10 protein-coding genes are annotated in these 16,640 nt (G+C 68.1%); 5 read left to right on the forward strand and 5 right to left on the reverse strand.

All coding sequences use genetic code 11. The annotated features are described in order from the left end of the window. Positions 1 to 11: 11 nt before the first annotated feature. A complete protein-coding gene (locus ACQPYM_RS24740; RefSeq protein WP_433004283.1) occupies positions 12 to 1,757 on the reverse strand; it encodes an ABC transporter substrate-binding protein in 1,746 nt (581 codons plus the stop codon). A 338-nt stretch (positions 1,758 to 2,095) separates the two neighbouring features. Between ACQPYM_RS24740 and ACQPYM_RS24745 the strand changes: the two genes are divergently transcribed. Beyond that, positions 2,096 to 3,136, forward strand: a complete 1,041-nt coding sequence (locus ACQPYM_RS24745) for a LacI family DNA-binding transcriptional regulator (protein WP_433004285.1) — start codon at positions 2,096 to 2,098, stop codon at positions 3,134 to 3,136. Here ACQPYM_RS24745 and ACQPYM_RS24750 read toward each other — a convergent pair. Genes ACQPYM_RS24750 through ACQPYM_RS24765 form a run of 4 tightly spaced genes read right to left on the reverse strand, consistent with a single transcriptional unit; the run spans position 3,118 to position 8,961 of the window. After that, the gene (locus ACQPYM_RS24750; protein ID WP_433004286.1) at positions 3,118 to 5,325 is read right to left on the reverse strand and encodes a WD40/YVTN/BNR-like repeat-containing protein; all 2,208 of its coding nucleotides are present in this window, start codon (positions 5,323 to 5,325) and stop codon (positions 3,118 to 3,120) included. The genes ACQPYM_RS24745 and ACQPYM_RS24750 overlap by 19 nt on opposite strands. A gap of 24 nt (positions 5,326 to 5,349) precedes the next feature. Continuing rightward, positions 5,350 to 6,339 (reverse strand): carbohydrate ABC transporter permease, encoded by a 990-nt coding sequence (locus ACQPYM_RS24755; protein WP_433004289.1) that lies wholly within the window; start codon positions 6,337 to 6,339, stop codon positions 5,350 to 5,352. Further along, positions 6,336 to 7,310 carry an ABC transporter permease gene (locus ACQPYM_RS24760; protein ID WP_433004292.1) on the reverse strand — a complete coding sequence of 325 codons (975 nt, stop codon included), beginning with the start codon at positions 7,308 to 7,310 and terminating at the stop codon, positions 6,336 to 6,338. The genes ACQPYM_RS24755 and ACQPYM_RS24760 overlap by 4 nt, the downstream gene beginning before the upstream one ends. Continuing rightward, complete coding sequence (locus ACQPYM_RS24765) at positions 7,294 to 8,961, reverse strand: extracellular solute-binding protein (protein ID WP_433004295.1); 1,668 nt, start codon at positions 8,959 to 8,961, stop codon at positions 7,294 to 7,296. The genes ACQPYM_RS24760 and ACQPYM_RS24765 overlap by 17 nt, the downstream gene beginning before the upstream one ends. Positions 8,962 to 9,115: 154 nt before the next feature. On the opposite strand from ACQPYM_RS24765, the gene ACQPYM_RS24770 reads away from it, so the two are divergent. The 4 genes from ACQPYM_RS24770 to ACQPYM_RS24785 all read left to right on the forward strand — a co-directional run bounded on the left by ACQPYM_RS24770 (position 9,116) and on the right by ACQPYM_RS24785 (position 16,636). Beyond that, positions 9,116 to 10,315, forward strand: coding sequence for an ROK family protein (locus ACQPYM_RS24770; RefSeq protein WP_433004298.1), 1,200 nt, complete (start codon positions 9,116 to 9,118; stop codon positions 10,313 to 10,315). A gap of 200 nt (positions 10,316 to 10,515) precedes the next feature. Continuing rightward, on the forward strand, positions 10,516 to 13,383 hold the full coding sequence (locus ACQPYM_RS24775) for a glycoside hydrolase family 3 C-terminal domain-containing protein (RefSeq protein WP_433004301.1): 2,868 nt from the start codon (positions 10,516 to 10,518) through the stop codon (positions 13,381 to 13,383). After that, positions 13,380 to 14,531 carry a xylose isomerase gene (xylA, locus tag ACQPYM_RS24780; protein ID WP_433004304.1) on the forward strand — a complete coding sequence of 384 codons (1,152 nt, stop codon included), beginning with the start codon at positions 13,380 to 13,382 and terminating at the stop codon, positions 14,529 to 14,531. Before ACQPYM_RS24775 ends, xylA begins: the two co-directional genes overlap by 4 nt. Before the next feature lie 98 nt (positions 14,532 to 14,629). After that, a complete protein-coding gene (locus ACQPYM_RS24785) occupies positions 14,630 to 16,636 on the forward strand; it encodes a beta-galactosidase (RefSeq protein ID WP_433004307.1) in 2,007 nt (668 codons plus the stop codon). The last annotated feature ends 4 nt before the right edge of the window (positions 16,637 to 16,640 follow it).

Below are 16,640 nucleotides of genomic sequence, written 5' to 3' on the forward strand. Positions count from 1 at the left end.
ACTCGCCCGATCTACTTGACCGGCGTCAGGTTCTGCAGCACGATCCCGTTGTCCCACGCCTTCCAGGTGGCCGGGAACGCATACATGTTGTCCTTGGTCGGCCAGCCGGTGACGCGGGAGTTGTTGAACTCGGTGAGGGTGGAGTTGAGCACGACCGGGATGTAGGGCAGGTCCCGGGCGATGTGCTCCTGGATCACCTCGTACTGCTTCTTCTTGGCCGCCTCGTCGTTGGTCTTGGAGGCGGCCAGGATGGCCGCGTCGACGGCGGGGTTCGCGTACCGGGCCTGGTTGGCGCTGGCGGACTTGCCGACCTCGGCGGTGTTCCTGGACCAGTACTTGCCCTCATAGGTGAAGTACGGGTCGGTGGACGGGCCGAGACCGAGCGAGTTCAGCGACAGCTGGTAGGTGCCCTTGGACTCGCGGTTGTTCCACTCGTTGGACGAGATCTGGGTGGACTTGATCTCCATCCCGGCCTTGCGCAGCTGCTGGGTCATCGCGTCGATCGCGGAGATGTAGTCGCTCCAGCCGGACACCACCTGAATCGTCATGGTCAGCCGCTGGCCGTTCTTGGCGTAGATGCCGTCGGCACCCTTCGCCCAGCCGGCCGCGGTCAGGATGGACTCGGACTTGGCCGTGTCGGGCTGCTGCGGGACCACCTTGTCGACCTTCGGCGACATCCACTTCTCGTCGCGGTCCGGCACCAGCAGGGTCGGCGAGGCCACCCCCGCAACGTTGCTGAAGGCAAGCTTGTTCAGCTGTTCGCGGTCGAGGGCGTGGTAGATCGCCTGCCGGACGGCGACGTCGGTCTGCGGGCCCTTGCAGCCGAGCGCGGCGTTCGAGCAGGCGAACAGGCTGGTGGTCAGGGCGGGGGTGTTCACCCAGGACAGCTCCTTCTTGCCCTTCAGCAGCTGGTCGATCCCGGGCAGGAAGGAACTCATCCAGTCCACGTCGCCCTTCAGCAGCGCGCCACTCGCGGCATCGGCCGAGGCGAGGGTGATGAACCGGACCTTCTCGATCTGCGGCTTACCCTGCTGCCAGTAGGTGGCGTTCCGCTTCATCTCGAAGCTCTGCGGAGTGAAGCTCGCGACGGTGTACGGACCGGTGCCGACCGGGTTGCGGTTGATGTCGGTGGCCGGGTCCTTGGACTTCCACAGGTGTTCGGGGACGATCGCGGTGTTGCCCAGCACGTTCGGCCCGGAGACGAAACTCGTCTGCTGGAAGGTGAGGACCACGGTGTTCGGGCCGGTGGCCTTGGCTGTTGCGGCCAGGCCGTTCGTGTTGATACTCGGCGTCTTCGCGATCAGGTTGAAGGTGAAGGCGACATCCGCCGCGCTGAACGGCGTACCGTCCGACCACTTCACCCCCTCCCGGGTGGTGACGGTCAGCTCGGTACCGGTCGCGTTCCACTTGTAGGCGGTCGCGAGCATCGGCTTGGGCTCGGCCGAGGACATCAGGTTGTAGTAGAAGAGCGTCTCGTAGATGATCCCGCGGGACGGCTGCAGCGCCGTCGGCGAGAAGGGGTTGAAGTTCTCGGCGGCGTCACCGGTCGCGCCGTTGAAGACGGTCACCCGGCTCTCGCCGGCGCCTCCCTGCGGCTTCGCCGCGCCGCCGCCGTCACCGCAGGCGGCCAGGGTGCCGGCACCGGCCACCACAGCGGTCAGCAGGGCAAGTGCCCTGCGTCCGAAGTTGTTTGAGTGATTGCGGTGTCCAGGTGCGTGCATCGCGGTGGCGGAGGAGCGGCCTCGATGCTTTTCCATCGTTGCCGTTTCTCCGCTGCCGCGAGGTGCGTGCCTGGGCGCCGCAAGCGCCAAAGAACTTCGGACGCAGGGCACTAGGGTCCGGGATCTCCGCAGCACATTGTGCAGGTACATTTCGCAATCCTTCGATCGGCAAACATCTGGCGGGGGGCCGAAGGCGGAAATCCGAGCAGCGCGGAAGATGCGTCCGCTGCGCCTGCCACGTCGGTAATTCCGACCGACTAACTGGACCGGTTCAGTACGTGTGAGTGGACGGTACTGGACCGGTTCAGTACTGTAAAGACCACGACGCCCGGAGAATTCCGTGCAGAATTCAACCGGTTGGGAAGGGGGCCCTCGTGGGCCGAGTCACCATCAAGGAGATCGCCCAGCGGGCCGGCGTCTCCAAAGGCGCCGTCTCGTACGCGCTGAACGGGCAGCCCGGCGTCTCGGAGGCCACCCGGGCCAGGGTCCTGAAGGTCGCGGAGGAGCTGCACTGGGTGCCCAACCGGGCCGCCCGGATGCTGTCGGTCGCCCGGTCGGAGACCTTCGGCCTGGTACTGGCGCGCTCGGCCCGGACGCTCAGCGAGGAACCCTTCTACATGGGATTCATCGGCGGGCTCGAGACGGTGCTGAGCCGGCGCTCGTACGCGCTGGCGCTGAAGGTCGTCCCCACCGTCGACGACGAATTGGCGACCTACCGCAAATGGGCCGCGGAAAAGCGCGTCGACGGCGTCATCCTGGTCGACCTGCGGGTGGACGACCCGCGGATCCCGTTGCTGCGGGCCCTCGAAATGCCCGCCATCGTGGTCGGCGACCCGAGTCTGGCCGACGGGCTGGCCTGTGTCTGGACCAACAGCACGGCGGCGATGTCCGTCGCCGTCGACCACCTGGCCTCACTCGGGCACACCAGGATCGCGCGGGTGGCCGGCCCACCCGAGCACGGCCATGTCTGGATCCGCGACCAGGCCTTCCTGCGGGACACCGAACGACTCGGCCTGGCCGCCGAGATCGTGCACACCGACTTCTCCGGCGACGAAGGGGCCGCGGCCACGCGACGCGTGCTCACCGCCGGCGACCGGCCGACCGCCATCGTGTACGACAACGACCTGATGGCGGTGGCCGGCCTCTCGGCCGTCAACGGCCTCGGGCTGCGCTCACCCGACGACGTCACCCTGCTCGCCTGGGACGACTCGGCATTGTGCCGGATCACGCAGCCCCGCCTGACGGCGATGAGCCACGACATCGTCGGGTACGGCGAACGGGTGGCCGAGCGGCTCTTCGCCCTCCTGGAAGGCGCCGAGCCGACGGCCCACCTCTACTCCACGCCGGAGCTCCAGATCCGCGAGAGCTCCGGCCCACCTCACTCGGCTGCCCAGACTCAGACTGGCTCGCCGTAGGGGATTCCGAGCCCGTTGGTGGAGATGTAGACCCGGCCGAACACCCGCGGATCACCGGCGATCGCATCGCCGGTGGACGCGAACTGGTGCAAGGCGTCGTTGATCCTGACCCAGCTCCGGCCACTGTCGACGGACCGGTAGATGCCCCGGACCCCGGCGACCTTGCCCGAGCTGTAGACCGCCATCTCGGTCCGGCCGCGAGCTGCCTTGCCGAACCCGACCGTGAACGCCTCCTCGATCGTGGTCACCTGCTGGTAGCTCACGCCACCATCGGTCGACCGGAAGAGTCCGCCGGCTCCGGCCGCGAGCCAGCAGTGCCCGGCCCGATCGAGCACGGTCTCCACCTTGCCGTACCCCGTCGGCAATCCTGTTGCCGAAGGCAAGAAATCCGCTCCGCCGTTCGTGCTGGTGTACGCCGTCCCGGTGGCCTGGTCGAACGCGTAGAAGACCTTCGGGTCAACCCTGTCACCGACTACTGCGACCTGCTGGGGCAGCCCGGTCACCAGCGTCCACGTAGTACCGCGATCGCGTGAGTAGTGCGGCAGTACGTCGCCTGGCACCCACACGACGGTCCGCCCGTCGGTGCCGGCCACGATCCTGCCCGGCTGCGTCGATCCGGCCGGCTCGCCCGCGAACGGCTGCCAACTCACACCCGCATCCGTCGAGTAGGCACCGCGTTCCTTGGATCCGCCATAAGCGACCCGTACGACGAACCCTTCGGCCTTGGCCGCGTAGTCCAGGCTCGGCGACGTGCCCGAGACCGGGTTGGCCGCCTGCCCGTCCGGCGGTACGACGTCCAGCCGGTCGTGCCGGTAGACGCCGATGTCACCCAGTGCGCTGATCAGCGGCGGACCCCACGGCGGACTGATCAGGTCCATCACGGCCGTCTCTTCCAGCCCTTGGGCCCGGACCGACCAGTGCGTACTCCGGCCGGCTTCGGCTTCCGTCGCGTCGTCCGTGCCGAAGATCGTTGCCCCGGTCACGTACATGACCTTGTCGGAGTTGAACGGATCGATCGAGATGTCGCCGATCATCCAGCCCAGCTTGGGCCCCTCGGTGTGGAAGTTGAGGTACGGCGCACCCGAGACGTCGATCTCGGCCCGTTGCGCGATCGAGTGCCAGGTCCGGCCACCGTCGACAGACCGGAAGATGTCGTCGACCGGTCCCCACCGGCTCATCGTGGAGACCATCACCGTGCCGGGCTTGCGCGGATCGGTGGCCAGACCGGCGTACCCGAAACCGGCCTCGCCGCCGGTGTTCGGGCGCAGAGGAGTGATGTCGGTCCACACCCCGGTGGCCGTGTCGACCTTGTGGACGGCGCCGTCGTACATCTCGTACGGTCCGGGCCGGTCGCCGTAGGTCAGGTAGATGCTGCCGTCGGCACCGAGTTCGCCGTGGTGCGGCAACAACCCGGTCGGCTGCCCCGGCACGGCGGCCCAGGTCCGGCCACCATCGGTACTGCGGAACAACGGGCTCGCCGAGTCGGTCACGCCCGCATAGATGGTCTGGGTCGGACGCCCCTTGCGCCCGCCACGCGGATCGAAGAAGACGAACCCGATCCCGATCCCCGCCATCCCGACCGACGGGAAGCTGTCCACCCGGCTCCAGCTCTCGCCCCGGTCGGTACTGCGCCACAGCCCTTGGTTGCGGGTGCCGAAGAACAGCACCCGGCCGTCGAGTGGGTCGACGACCAGCCGCTCCCCCATCGACCGCCCCGGCTCGTTGCCACCGAGCTTGAAGGGCAGGTCGGTCCGGCGGAACGTCCGGCCCTGGTCGGTCGAGCGCAGGATCGCGCCGTTGATCGGCGACCAATCGTTGGTGTAGGTGCCGACGGCGAGGTAGAGCCGGGCGGGATCGCAGGGATCGAGCGCAAGGCTCTCCACGCCCGTCCAGTTCCACTCGTCCCAGCCGACCCACTCCAGCAACTGAACCCAGCGCTGGGTCCGGAGGTCCAGCCGCGCGGCGCCGCCGATGTCCGTACGGACATAGACCAGGCCACGCTTCTTCGGGTGATGAATGATGCCGGTGACAAAGCCGCCACCGACGATCTCGACATTGCGCCACCGATAACGGCCGGCAGCCAACTGGTCGACGGCCTGCCCGGTGGCGGCCGCCGGAGCCGTCATGGTGCCGGCGGCAACCACCGCTCCGGTGCCCAGGGCAAGGAAATGCCTACGCGGAAGGGACACAGCTACTCCTCAGAACGGGACGGTTCAGCCCTTGACCGCGCCGATGATGACGCCCTTGGTGAAGTGCTTCTGGATGAACGGGTAGAGCACGAGCACCGGCACGATCGCGATCACGACGATCGCCATCTTGATCGCCAGGCTCGGCGCGGGATCCAGGCCCATCCCGACGCTGGAGATGCCGCCGGCTCCGCCCGGCAACGGCGCGGACTCCACGATGTAGGTCCGCAGAACCAGCTGGAGGGGCCACTTGTTGTTGTCGTTGATGTACAGCAAGGCGTTGAAGAAGGCATTCCAGTAGCCGACCGCGTAGAACAGGCCGACCACTGCCACCACCGCCTTGGACAGCGGCATCACGATCCGGACCAGCACCGAGAACTCACCGGCGCCGTCGATCCGGGCGCTGTCGATCAGTTCACTCGGGATGCCCATGAAGAACGAGCGCATCACGATCAGGTTGAAGGCGGAGACCGCGGTGGGCAGGATCAGCGAACTGTAACTGTCGATCATCCCCAGCGAGTTGACCAGCAGGTAGCTCGGGATGATGCCCGGGCCGAAGAGGAAGGTCAGCAGGACGACGAACAGCAGCGGCCGATGGAACAACGACCCGGGCCGGGACAGCCCGTACGCCGCGAGCACGGTGATGGCGAGACTGAGGAACGTCCCGACGATCGTGATCACGGTGCTGATCACCAGGGCGCGGGTGACGACCCCACCGGACAGCAACTGCACATAGGCGGCGATCGTGAGCTCGCGCGGTACGACCACCAGGCCACCCGCTCTCGTCACCGCCTCGGTGCTCGACAGGCTGGTCACCACAACGACGTACAGGGGGAAGGACACGATGAGGACGACCAGGCCCAGGACGACCGGCTTGCTCAGCCTGCCCAGGAAGGACGGCTCCTCCTCCCAGACCGGGCGGCCGGCCTCCTCCTCGGACCGCCGCGGCGCGGGGCGGCGCCGGGCCGGCACGGGTGCCTGCGGTTTCTGGCGGACAGGCGCTTGTTGTGTGGTCATGAGCGCGAATACACCCCCTGCTCGCCGATGAGGTGAGCGAATCGGTTGGCCAGCAGGACCAGCACGAGTCCCACCACCCCTTTGAACAGGCCGGCGGCGGCGCCGTAGCCGAAGTCGCCGACCAGCAGGCCCTGGTAGTACACGTAGGTGTCCAGTACTTCGGCAGCACCGCCGCCGACCGCACTGCGTTGCAGGATGAACTGCTCGAACCCGACGGTCAGCGCGTCACCGAGGCGCAGGATGAGCAGCAGCACGATCACCGGGCGAAGCCCCGGCAGGGTGATGTGCCACATCCTGCGCCAGCGGTTGGCGCCGTCGGCGGCCGCTGCCTCGTACAGGGCCGGATTGATCGTGCTCAGTGCGGCGAGGAACACGATCATTCCCCAGCCGGCGTCCTTCCAGATCGCCTGCGCCGTCACCAGCACGATGAAGCTGTCCGGGTTCGTCATCAGGTCGACGGCCGCGAAACCGTGCGACCGCAGGGTCTGGGCCAGCAGGCCGGCCCCACCGATCATCTGCTGGAACAGCGAGACGACCAGCACCCAGGAGAAGAAGTGCGGCAGGTAGACGACGCCCTGCACCAGCGTGCGCAGCCGGACCGAGAGAACGCTGTTGAGCAGCAGGGCCAGGAAGATCGGGATCGGGAAGTAGAACACCAGCTGGAAGGCGGTGATCCCGAGCGTGTTCCACAACGCCGACCAGAAGGCCGGCTCGGAGAACATCCGCTGGAAGTTGGCCAGGCCGACGAACTCGCTGCCGCGGATCCCGACGTACGGGGAGTAGTCCTGGAACGCGATCACGTTGCCCAGCGTCGGCAGGTAGTGGAACAGGCCGAGCAGCACGATCACCGGCAGCGTCATCAGCAGCAGCGGCCAGTCCCGCCGCCACCGGTGCCGCCAGCCCGCCCCGCCCGGCTTCTTCTTCCGCACCCGGCCGGACTTCGGGCGGACCGCGTTACCGACCGTTGTCACTGAGAACCTTGGCGTAGAAGTCCCGGCCCTCGTTGCCGCCGTTGGTCTGCCACTCCTTCACGGCCACCTTGAGCTCGCTGACCGGCCGCCGGCCGCGGAAGATGTCCTGCAGCTTGTCGTCGAACGGCTGCGCCAGCGCCGCCATCTTGGCCGGCTGCTCGACCCGGATGCCCTCGAACAGGCTCTTCTCCCGGACCTTGGCGGCCGCGTTCTGCCAGGCGCTCATCGACTCCACATAACCGGGGTACTCGCTCTGGGTGATGGCCGTCGGCCGTCCACCGAGGAAGATGTAGGTCTGGGACACCTCCTTCTGGCCCAGCGGGGTGAGCTTCGGCGCACCGGACGGCTGGCGGGTGTAGTGCTTGCCCTCGGCCCCGTAGTTGTACAGCTGGTACTCCTCGGTCCCGAACGGCGCGGCGGTGTAGTTCAGGACGCCGAGCAGCTCCTTCACCCGCTCCTCACCCAGACCCTTCTTCACGAAGGTGAAGATGCCGGCCGGGTCGCCACCCCAGGTGATCGGCGTACCGCCGTCATGGGCGAAGGGCATGATCGGCTGCGGGTTGAACGTGGGGTTGATCTGCGCCTGGCGCTGCAGGGCCTCCTGCCAGCCGCCGAGCCCGTTCTGCCGGACCACGATCTTGCCGCCCTCGAAGAGCGGGTTCTGGTCGGCGCCCGAGTTGCCGACCACCTCCGGGTGAACGTAGCCGGCCTGGAACACCTTGCGGACGAAGGCGACCGCTTCCTCGAACTCCGGGGTCTCGATCTTGTTCACCAGCTTGCCGGTGGAGTCCTTGCGCCAGTCCGCCGGCGCCCCGAACATCCGGATGACCTCGTCGGAGATGCCGCCGAAGGCCCAGCGGTTCGCCTTCGCGTCGGTGAGTTGCTTGCCGAGGGCCAGCAACTCGTCGGCCGTCTTCGGCGCCGCGGCGCCGACCTGGTCGAAGATGTCCTTGCGGTAGAACAGCGCCCAGGGGAAGCCGTCGGAGGGGAACGGAACCGCCTTCAGCTGGGAGTTCCACACCCCGTAGGCCCAGGCCTTGGTCGGCAGGTTCGCGAGCATCGGGTACGCGGCGGCCTTGTCACCAGCAAGGAACGGCGTCAGGTCCTCGAACAGCTTGTCCACCGCCTGCGCGAAGCGGGTCAGGCCGCTGATGTTCCAGCCCGGCACGCAGAGCAGCTCCGGCACGTTGCCGGCCGCCAGCAGCGGGCCGAGCTTGTCGCCGTAGTCGTTGCCGCTCAGGATGTTGAACCGGACCGGCGCGCCGATCCGCTCGTTGTTGACGTCGAAGTACGAGTTGTGACCCAGCCCGGGCGGCGGCGGGCTCCACAGCGGAGTCATCGCGGACACCTCTTTGCCGCTCTTCACCGCCGTGTCCGGGACGGCGCGCTTCAGTTCCGCGGGGTACTTCGTGAACGCGGGCGAGGCGCCGTTCTCACCCGGCAGGTCGGGCTTGACCGAGTCGTAGCCGATGTACTTCGGCAGCAGGCCGGCCAGCTTGTCCACGGTCTCGGCCTGACCCCCGGTCGAGGCCTTTCCCTTCCCGTCGGAGCAACCGGCGAGCGTCGCGCCGCCGGCCGTCACCGCCGCGCCGGCACCGAGCAAAGAGATGAAGGTCCGGCGGCTGGTGGAGCCGCCCACTGGTCCGGTCACGATGAGATCCCTCTCGCACTGGGAACGGAGGCCCGTTCCGGGGTAGTATTAGTTGGGCTAGTAGCCAAACAAATTAGCTCACGCCGGATTGCTCCACAAGGTGTAGAACTGAAGCAGCCACATCGCGACGGCGAACGAGTCGACAGGACGGACCTTGATCACACAGACCGCGGACCATACCGACGTCCGCGCCACCAACCTGGCTGCCGTGCTGGGCTACCTCCGGCGCGAGGCGCCCTGCTCGCGCGCCGCGATCGCGGCCGGGACCGGCTTGAACAAGGCCACTGTCACGAGCATCGTCGCCGATCTGATCGATCGGCAGCTGGTCCGCGAGACGCAGCAGACCCAGAACCATGTCGGCCGGCCGGCCACCTTGCTGGTCCTGGACGGCTCGGCGTACGCCGCGATCGGGCTGGAGGTCAGCGCCCGCGGTTTGAGCGCCTTCGCCTACGACTCAGCCGGTGGTCAACTGCTGCGCTGGCACCGGGCGGGTCCAGGCGCCGACGCCAGTCCGGCCAAGACGGTTGCCGCCCTGGCCGCGTTGGCCCGGCGCGCGCTGGCGACCGTCGAATCCTCAGGCCGGCAGGCTCTCGGGCTGACCGTGGGTGTGCCCGGTCTGGTGAACCGGGAAGGCGCGGTCGTGCTGGCCGCCGGTCTCGGGTGGCGTGACGTTCCCCTGCGCGCCGACCTGATCCAGGCGCTCGGCCGGCCTGATCTCCCCGTGATGGTCGACAACGACGCCAACCTCGGCGTCCTGGCCGAGCATCGCTACGGGCCGCACGCCGGCAGTTCCAACCTCATCCACCTCAGCGGCGACTCCGGCATCGGCGCCGGGATCATCTGCGACGGACGCCTGCTCCGCGGCAACCTCGGGTACGTCGGCGAGGTCGGCCATCTCCAGGTCGTGCCGGACGGGCCGCTGTGCGGGTGTGGCCGGCGTGGCTGTCTCGAGGCGCTGGCCGGTATTCCGGCGATCCTGGCCAGGGTCGACCCGGACGGCCCCGGTGACCCCGATCCACAGGTCCGGCTGGAGCAGGTGATCCGCCGTGCCCAGGCGAACGACACCGAGGTGATCAAGATCCTCACCGACGTCGGCTTCCACCTCGGGCAGGGCATCTCGGTGCTGGCGAACGTGCTGAACCCGAGCGCGGTCCTGCTGGGCGGCTCGTACGCGCTGCTCGCCGAGTGGCTGATCCCCTCGGCCCAGAACGAGCTGCGCGAGCGCGCGCTGGCCCCGGATGCGGGCGGTTGCGCCATCCTGGCCTCCACCTTCGGTCACGACGGGACCCCGATCGGAGCGGTCGCCCGCTCCCTCGATCGGCTCGACGCCGGGCGGCTGCCCTCCGCCCGGTGATCGCGGTCAGGTCTTGACCAGTCGCACAGAGGATGCGAACCTCTGAGTCACTCCGTCGTAACACGGTCGTCATGAGCCGAGACGGTTTTTTCTGCCCCTGTCGTCGAAGCGCTTCGATTGATGATCGTCCGGCCCCTTTCCCGGTCTTTGGTCGAAGCGCTTCGAGCCTCCTCCCCGAGCCAGCAGCGGAGTCCGATTCGATGAACACCCCCGCCACTCCCCCGTTCCGCGATCCGGCCCGCGTCCTCGACGAACGGATCGACGACCTGCTGGCCCGGCTCACCTTGCCGGAGAAGCTCGGTCTCCTGCACCAGCACCAGGCAGCGGTTCCGCGGCTCGGACTCGCCTCCTTCCGGACCGGCACCGAGGCACTGCACGGCCTCGCTTGGCTCGGGCCCGCCACGGTCTTCCCGCAGGCAGTCGGTCTGGCCACGACGTGGAATCCCGAGCTGGTCCAGGCCGTCGGCGACGCGGTCAGCGACGAGGTCCGGGTGTTCCACCAGAAGGATCCGGCCGGCGCCGGCCTGAACGTCTGGGCGCCGGTGGTCAACCCGCTCCGCGACCCGCGCTGGGGCCGGAACGAGGAGGGTTACTCCGAGGACCCGTGGCTGACCGGCGTGATCGCCATCGCCTACGGCCGCGGCCTGATCGGCGACCAGGCGGGCTATCTGAAGACCGCGCCGACCCTCAAGCACTTCCTCGCCTACAACAACGAGACCGACCGCTGCGAGACGTCGAGCAACATGCCGCCGCGGGTCCTGCACGAGTACGAGCTGCCCGCGTTCCGCGCGCCCTTCCAGGCCGGTGCCGCGGTCGCGATGATGCCGTCGTACAACCTGGTGAACGGCCGCCCGGCGCACCTCAGCCCACTCATCAACGAGGTGGTGCGCGGCTGGACGACGGACGAGATCCTGGTGGTCAGCGACGCGGGCGCCCCGGCGAACCTGGTGGAGCCGCAGCGCTACTACCCGGACGGCCCGTCCTCGTACGCCGCCGCGGTGCTGGCCGGGGTCGACAGCTTCACCCAGGACGACGCTGACGCCGGTCCGTCGACCCGTCATCTCGAAGCGGCGCTCGAGCAAGGTCTGCTCACCGAGGCCGACATCGACACGGCCGCGCGGCGGGCGATCGCGATCCGCTGCCGGCTGGGCGAACTCGATCCGGCGGAAGTCGACCCCTACCGCTCCCTTCCTCCCGATCTGGTGAACTGCCCCGCGCATCGCGAGCTCGCCCTCGAGGCCGCCCGGCAGTCCGTAGTACTGCTGAAGAACGAGTGCCAGGTGCTGCCGCTGGATGCCGGGTCGACCGGCCTGGTCGCCGTGATCGGACCGCTCGCGAACACCTTGTTCGAGGACTGGTACTCCGGGACGCTGCCCTACCGCGTGACCGCGCTCGACGGCATCGTCGAGCGGCTCGGCGCGGAGCGGGTGGAGTACTGCGAAGGTGTGGATCGCATCGCTGTGCGGGTGGCCGGAACCGGTGTGCGGCTGACCGTCGGCGTTGATGGTCAGCTGCATGCCTCGGCGGACGGGGCCGACGAGGACGCCTGGTTCGACCTCTTCGACTGGGGCGGCGACGCCTGGGCCCTGCGTTCGGTGACCAACGGCCGTCACCTGACTGTCATGGACGACGGCACGCTCGTCGCCGACCAGCCCGGTCCGAACGGCTGGGAGGTCAAGCAGACCTTCCAGCTGATCCGGACGCCCGAGGGAACCACCCTGATCCGGCAGCTCAGCACCGGGCTCTTCCTCCAAGTGGTGGACGGTGCCGTGATGCTGGCTGATCGTGCCCAGGCAGCACCCTTCGACGTGGAGACCGTCGTCGACGGAGCCGCCAGCAGCGCGGCGGCAGCGGCCCGCGCCGACGTCGCGATCGTTGTAGTCGGCAACCATCCGCTCGTCAACGGCCGGGAGACCGAGGACCGTGCCGAGCTCGACCTGCCGGCGGCGCAGGAGCGGCTCGTTCGCGCGGTCCACGGCGCCAACTCCCGCACCGTGCTCGTGATGAGCAGCAGCTACCCCTTCTCGGTCTGCTGGGAACACCAGAACCTCCCGGCACTGCTGTGGTCCGCTCACGGCGGCCAGGAGTACGGACACGCGCTGGCGGACGTCCTGTTCGGCGACTGCGATCCTGCCGGGCGGCTGCCGCAGACCTGGTACCGCTCGGCTGCGGATCTGCCCGATCTCCTCGACTACGACATCGTCGCTACCGACGCGACCTACCTCTACTACCGCGGCACTCCCCTGTATCCGTTTGGCCACGGCCTCAGCTACACGAACTTCACCTACTCCGACCTCAGCCTGAGCGCCACATCGATGCCGGCCGACGGTGAGCTGCACATCAGTTGCACCGTCACCAACACAGGCAGCCGCGCGGGCCAGGAGATCGTGCAGCTCTACACGCATCAGCAGCGGTCGCGAGTGAAGCAGCCGCTCCGGCAGCTGCGCGGCTTCCAGCGACTCTCGCTGGAACCGGGCGAGAGCAAGCAGGTCGAGCTGACCCTGGCCGCGGCCGACCTGGCCTTCTGGGACGTCACCCGGGATCGCCCGTGCGTCGAAACCGCGCGGCACAGCATCCTGATCGGCCGCTCCTGCACCGATGCGCGCCTGACGGCGACCGTCGACGTGACAGGCGAACGGATCCCCGCCCGCCAACTCGCCAGCACTCCCCTGCGGGCCATCAACTTCGACCAGTACTGCGCGATCACCCTGATGCCGGTGACCGCCGACCAGGGCGAAGCCGCTCGCTCTCTCGACCCCGGTGCCTGGCTTGCCTTCGACGATGTCGAGCTCGAAGCCGGGCAGTTCGCCTGCACGGCCCGGGTTTCGAACGACGGCGCCGCGGCCGGCTCCATCGAGTTGCGGCTCGACGATCCGCTGCACGGCGAGTTGCTCACCCGCTTCGACGTAGTACCGACCGGAGCGCGGCACAGCTGGCTCGACGTTCGCTCCGAGCTCAAGGCTCCGCGGGCCTCGGGCACCTTGTACGTGGTCTTCTCGGCCGGCGGTCTCGGCCTGGAAGCCCTCACCTTCGATCCGATCTCCTCAGACCTGGAGTTGCCTGAATGACGTCCTATACGCCGGCCAAGAGTGACAAGTTCTCCTTCGGGCTGTGGACCGTGGGGTGGGAAGGTGTCGACGTTTTCGGTACTGCGGTTCGCGCGCCGCTCGATCCGGTGCACACGGTGGAGAAGCTGGCCGAGTTGGGTGCGGCGGCGGTGTCGTTCCACGACGATGACCTGGTGCCTGATGACGCGACCCGCCAGCAGACGCTGACCCGTTTCTCCAAGGCGCTCGCCGACCACGACATGGTGGTCGAGATGGCCACCACGAACCTGTTCAGCCACCCGGTCTTCAAGGACGGTGGCTTGACGGCCAACGACCGCGACGTACGTCGGTACGCGCTGGCCAAGATCCTGCGCAATGTCGATCTCGCCGCCGAGCTGGGCGCGAAGACGTATGTGTTGTGGGGTGGCCGCGAGGGTGCTGAGTCGGGTGGCTCGAAGGACGTGCACGCCGCACTCGATCGGTACAAGGAGTCGATGGACCTGCTCTGCAACTATGTGCGTGAGCAGGGCTATGACATCCGGTTCGCGTTGGAGCCGAAGCCGAACGAGCCGCGCGGTGACATCTTGTTGCCGACGATCGGGCACGCGATCGCGTTCATCAACGATCTCGAGCACCCCGAGCTGGTCGGGATCAACCCCGAGATCGGGCATGAGCAGATGGCAGGACTGAACTATGCGCACGGGATCGCGCAGGCGATCTGGCACGGCAAGCTGTTCCACATCGACCTGAACGGTCAGCACGGGCCTCGGTTCGACCAGGACCTGCGCTTCGGCGCGGGGAACCTTCGGGAGGCGTTCTGGACCGTCGATGTGCTGCAGGGCAATCCTGGTTATGACGGGTACGTGCACTTCGACTACAAGCCGCCGCGCACCGAAGACGTCGAGGGTGTCTGGGAGACCGCGCGGGCTTGTATGCGCAACTACCTGATCCTTCGCGAGAAGGTCCAGGCGTTCCGCGCCGACCCCGAGGTCGCCGAAGCAGTGGCCGAGGCCCGGGTGGCCGAGCTTGCCCAGCCGACCCTGGGTGAAGGCGAAACGCTGGAGGAGCTGCGCAAGGCGACGTACGACGCGGATGCTCTGGCGCAGCGTGGGCTCGGGTTCGAGCGGCTCGACCAGTTGGCGATGGAGCACCTGCTGGGTGTCCGATAGCGGTCAGCTGACCCGCGAGGTTGTGCACGTTCACAGCCTCGCGGCTGACCTACACTTGCCGCACGAGTTGGGATCGTGCACAGAGCAAGGGAGCAAGTGTGGGTTCGACAGGGTGGCTTCCCGGGGTGTCCGCGATCAGCTACGGCGGTGACTACAACCCCGAGCAGTGGCCGGAGGAGACCTGGGCCGAGGACATCGAGCTGATGCGTCAGGCCGGGGTGAACCTGGTGAGTATCGGGATCTTCTCCTGGGCGCTGATCGAGCCGCGCCGGGGCGAGTACGACTTCGGCTGGATGGACCGCCTGTTCGAGCTGCTGCACTCCGCGGGGATCCGAATCAGCCTCGGTACGCCGACCGCGTCCCCGCCGGCCTGGTTCTTCCACGAGCACCCCGAGGCCCGGGTCGTATCGCGGGACGGCGCCACGCTGGGCTTCGGCTCGCGCGGCATGGCCAGCCCGAGCTCAGCGGCGTACCGGGAAGCCAGTACGTCGATCGCGCGGGTGCTGGCGAAGCGCTACGGCAGTCACCCGGCGCTGGCCGTCTGGCATGTGCACAACGAGTACGGCGCGCCCGTGGCCGAGTGCTACTCCCCCGCCAGCGCTGCGGCGTTTCGCGGCTGGCTGCGGGAGCGGTATGAATCGCTTGATGAGCTGAACAGTGCCTGGGGCACGGCCTTCTGGGGGCAGCGCTACCACGAGTGGGAGCACGTCTCGGTTCCGGCGGTCTCGGCCAGTGTCGTGAACCCTGCACAGCGGCTGGACTTCGCTCGCTACAGCTCGGACGCCTTGCTGCAGTGCTTCGTCGCCGAGCGGGACGCGATCCGGGCCGAGTGCCCGAACGTCCCGATCACCACGAACTTCATGGCCGGCACCTGCCCGTCGGTCGACCTGTGGAAGTGGGTCGACGAGGTCGATATCGTTGCCAACGACCACTATCTGATCGCCGAGGACCCGCGCAACCAGGTCGGCCTGGCGCTGTCCGCGGACCTGACCCGATCCATTGCCCAGGGCAAGCCCTGGATGCTGATGGAGCACTCGACCTCCGGCGTCAACTGGCAGCCCCGCAACGTGGCCAAGCGATCGGGTGAACTGGCCCGCAACTCCTTCAGCCACCTCGGCCGGGGCGCGGATGCGGTGATGTTCTTCCAATGGCGGGCGTCCCGGTCGGGCGCGGAGAAGTTCCACTCGGCGATGCTGCCGCACGCCGGGACTTCCAGCCGGGTCTGGTCGGAGGTCCGCTCGCTCGGGCAGGGGCTGCGCGGCCTCGACGAGGTTCTCGGCTCCGAAGTACGGGCCGAGGTGGCGATCCTGTGGGACTGGGAGTCGTTCTGGGCTCAGGATCTCGAGTGGCGGCCGAGTGAGGACCTGTCGCACCGGGAGCGGATCAACGCGTACTACGACCGGCTCTGGCGTGATCAGCTGACGGTCGACTTCGCCCATCCCGAGGCGGACCTGTCGGCGTACAAGCTGGTCGTTGCCCCGGCCTCCTATCTCCTCACGCAAAAAGCCGCCGACAATCTGCGGCGGTTCGTGGAGGGCGGCGGGACGCTCGTCGTCTCCTACTTCTCGGCGATCGTCGACGAACACGACGCCGTCCATGCCGGTGGGTTCGTCGCGCCGCTGCGCGACGTGCTCGGGCTGACCGTCGAGGAGTTCCTGCCGCTGCGCGCCGGCGAGAAGGTCGCGCTGACGCTGGACGGCATCGTCGGGGACGTGTGGACCGACGACATCGCGCTCGCGGGCGCGGAGGTGGTGGCCGCGTTCGAGGACGGGCCTGCCGCCGGGAAACCCGCGATCACCCGCAACCAGTTGGGTGACGGGTCGGCTTGGTACGTCTCCACGCGACTGGATGCCGACCAACTGTCCGTAGTACTGGACGGCGCCTATGCCGATGCGGGGTTGAAGCGCGGCGACGGGCCGGAGGATCTGGAGCTGGTACGACGGCACGGTGCGGGCGCCGACTATTTGATCGCGATCAACCACGGCACGAAGCCGGCCGATCTGGCGGCCGGCGGCACGGACCTGCTCTCCGGCGAGCAGGGCGAATCGCTCAAGGTAGAAGCGGGCGGCGTGCGCCTCGTGCGGCTGAACGGACCTGCGGTTTAGCAGG

This window comes from Kribbella sp. CA-294648 (genome assembly GCF_050943845.1).
GTDB lineage: Bacteria > Actinomycetota > Actinomycetes > Propionibacteriales > Kribbellaceae > Kribbella.

Bases quoted from the DNA above. Each gene is read 5' to 3' on its own strand.
- ACQPYM_RS24740 (WP_433004283.1), bottom strand. From the start codon at position 1,757: ATGGAAAAGCATCGAGGCCGCTCCTCCGCCACCGCGATGCACGCACCT.
- ACQPYM_RS24755 (WP_433004289.1), bottom strand. From the start codon at position 6,339: ATGACCACACAACAAGCGCCTGTCCGCCAGAAACCGCAGGCACCCGTG.
- ACQPYM_RS24775 (WP_433004301.1), top strand. From the start codon at position 10,516: ATGAACACCCCCGCCACTCCCCCGTTCCGCGATCCGGCCCGCGTCCTC.
- xylA (WP_433004304.1), top strand. From the start codon at position 13,380: ATGACGTCCTATACGCCGGCCAAGAGTGACAAGTTCTCCTTCGGGCTG.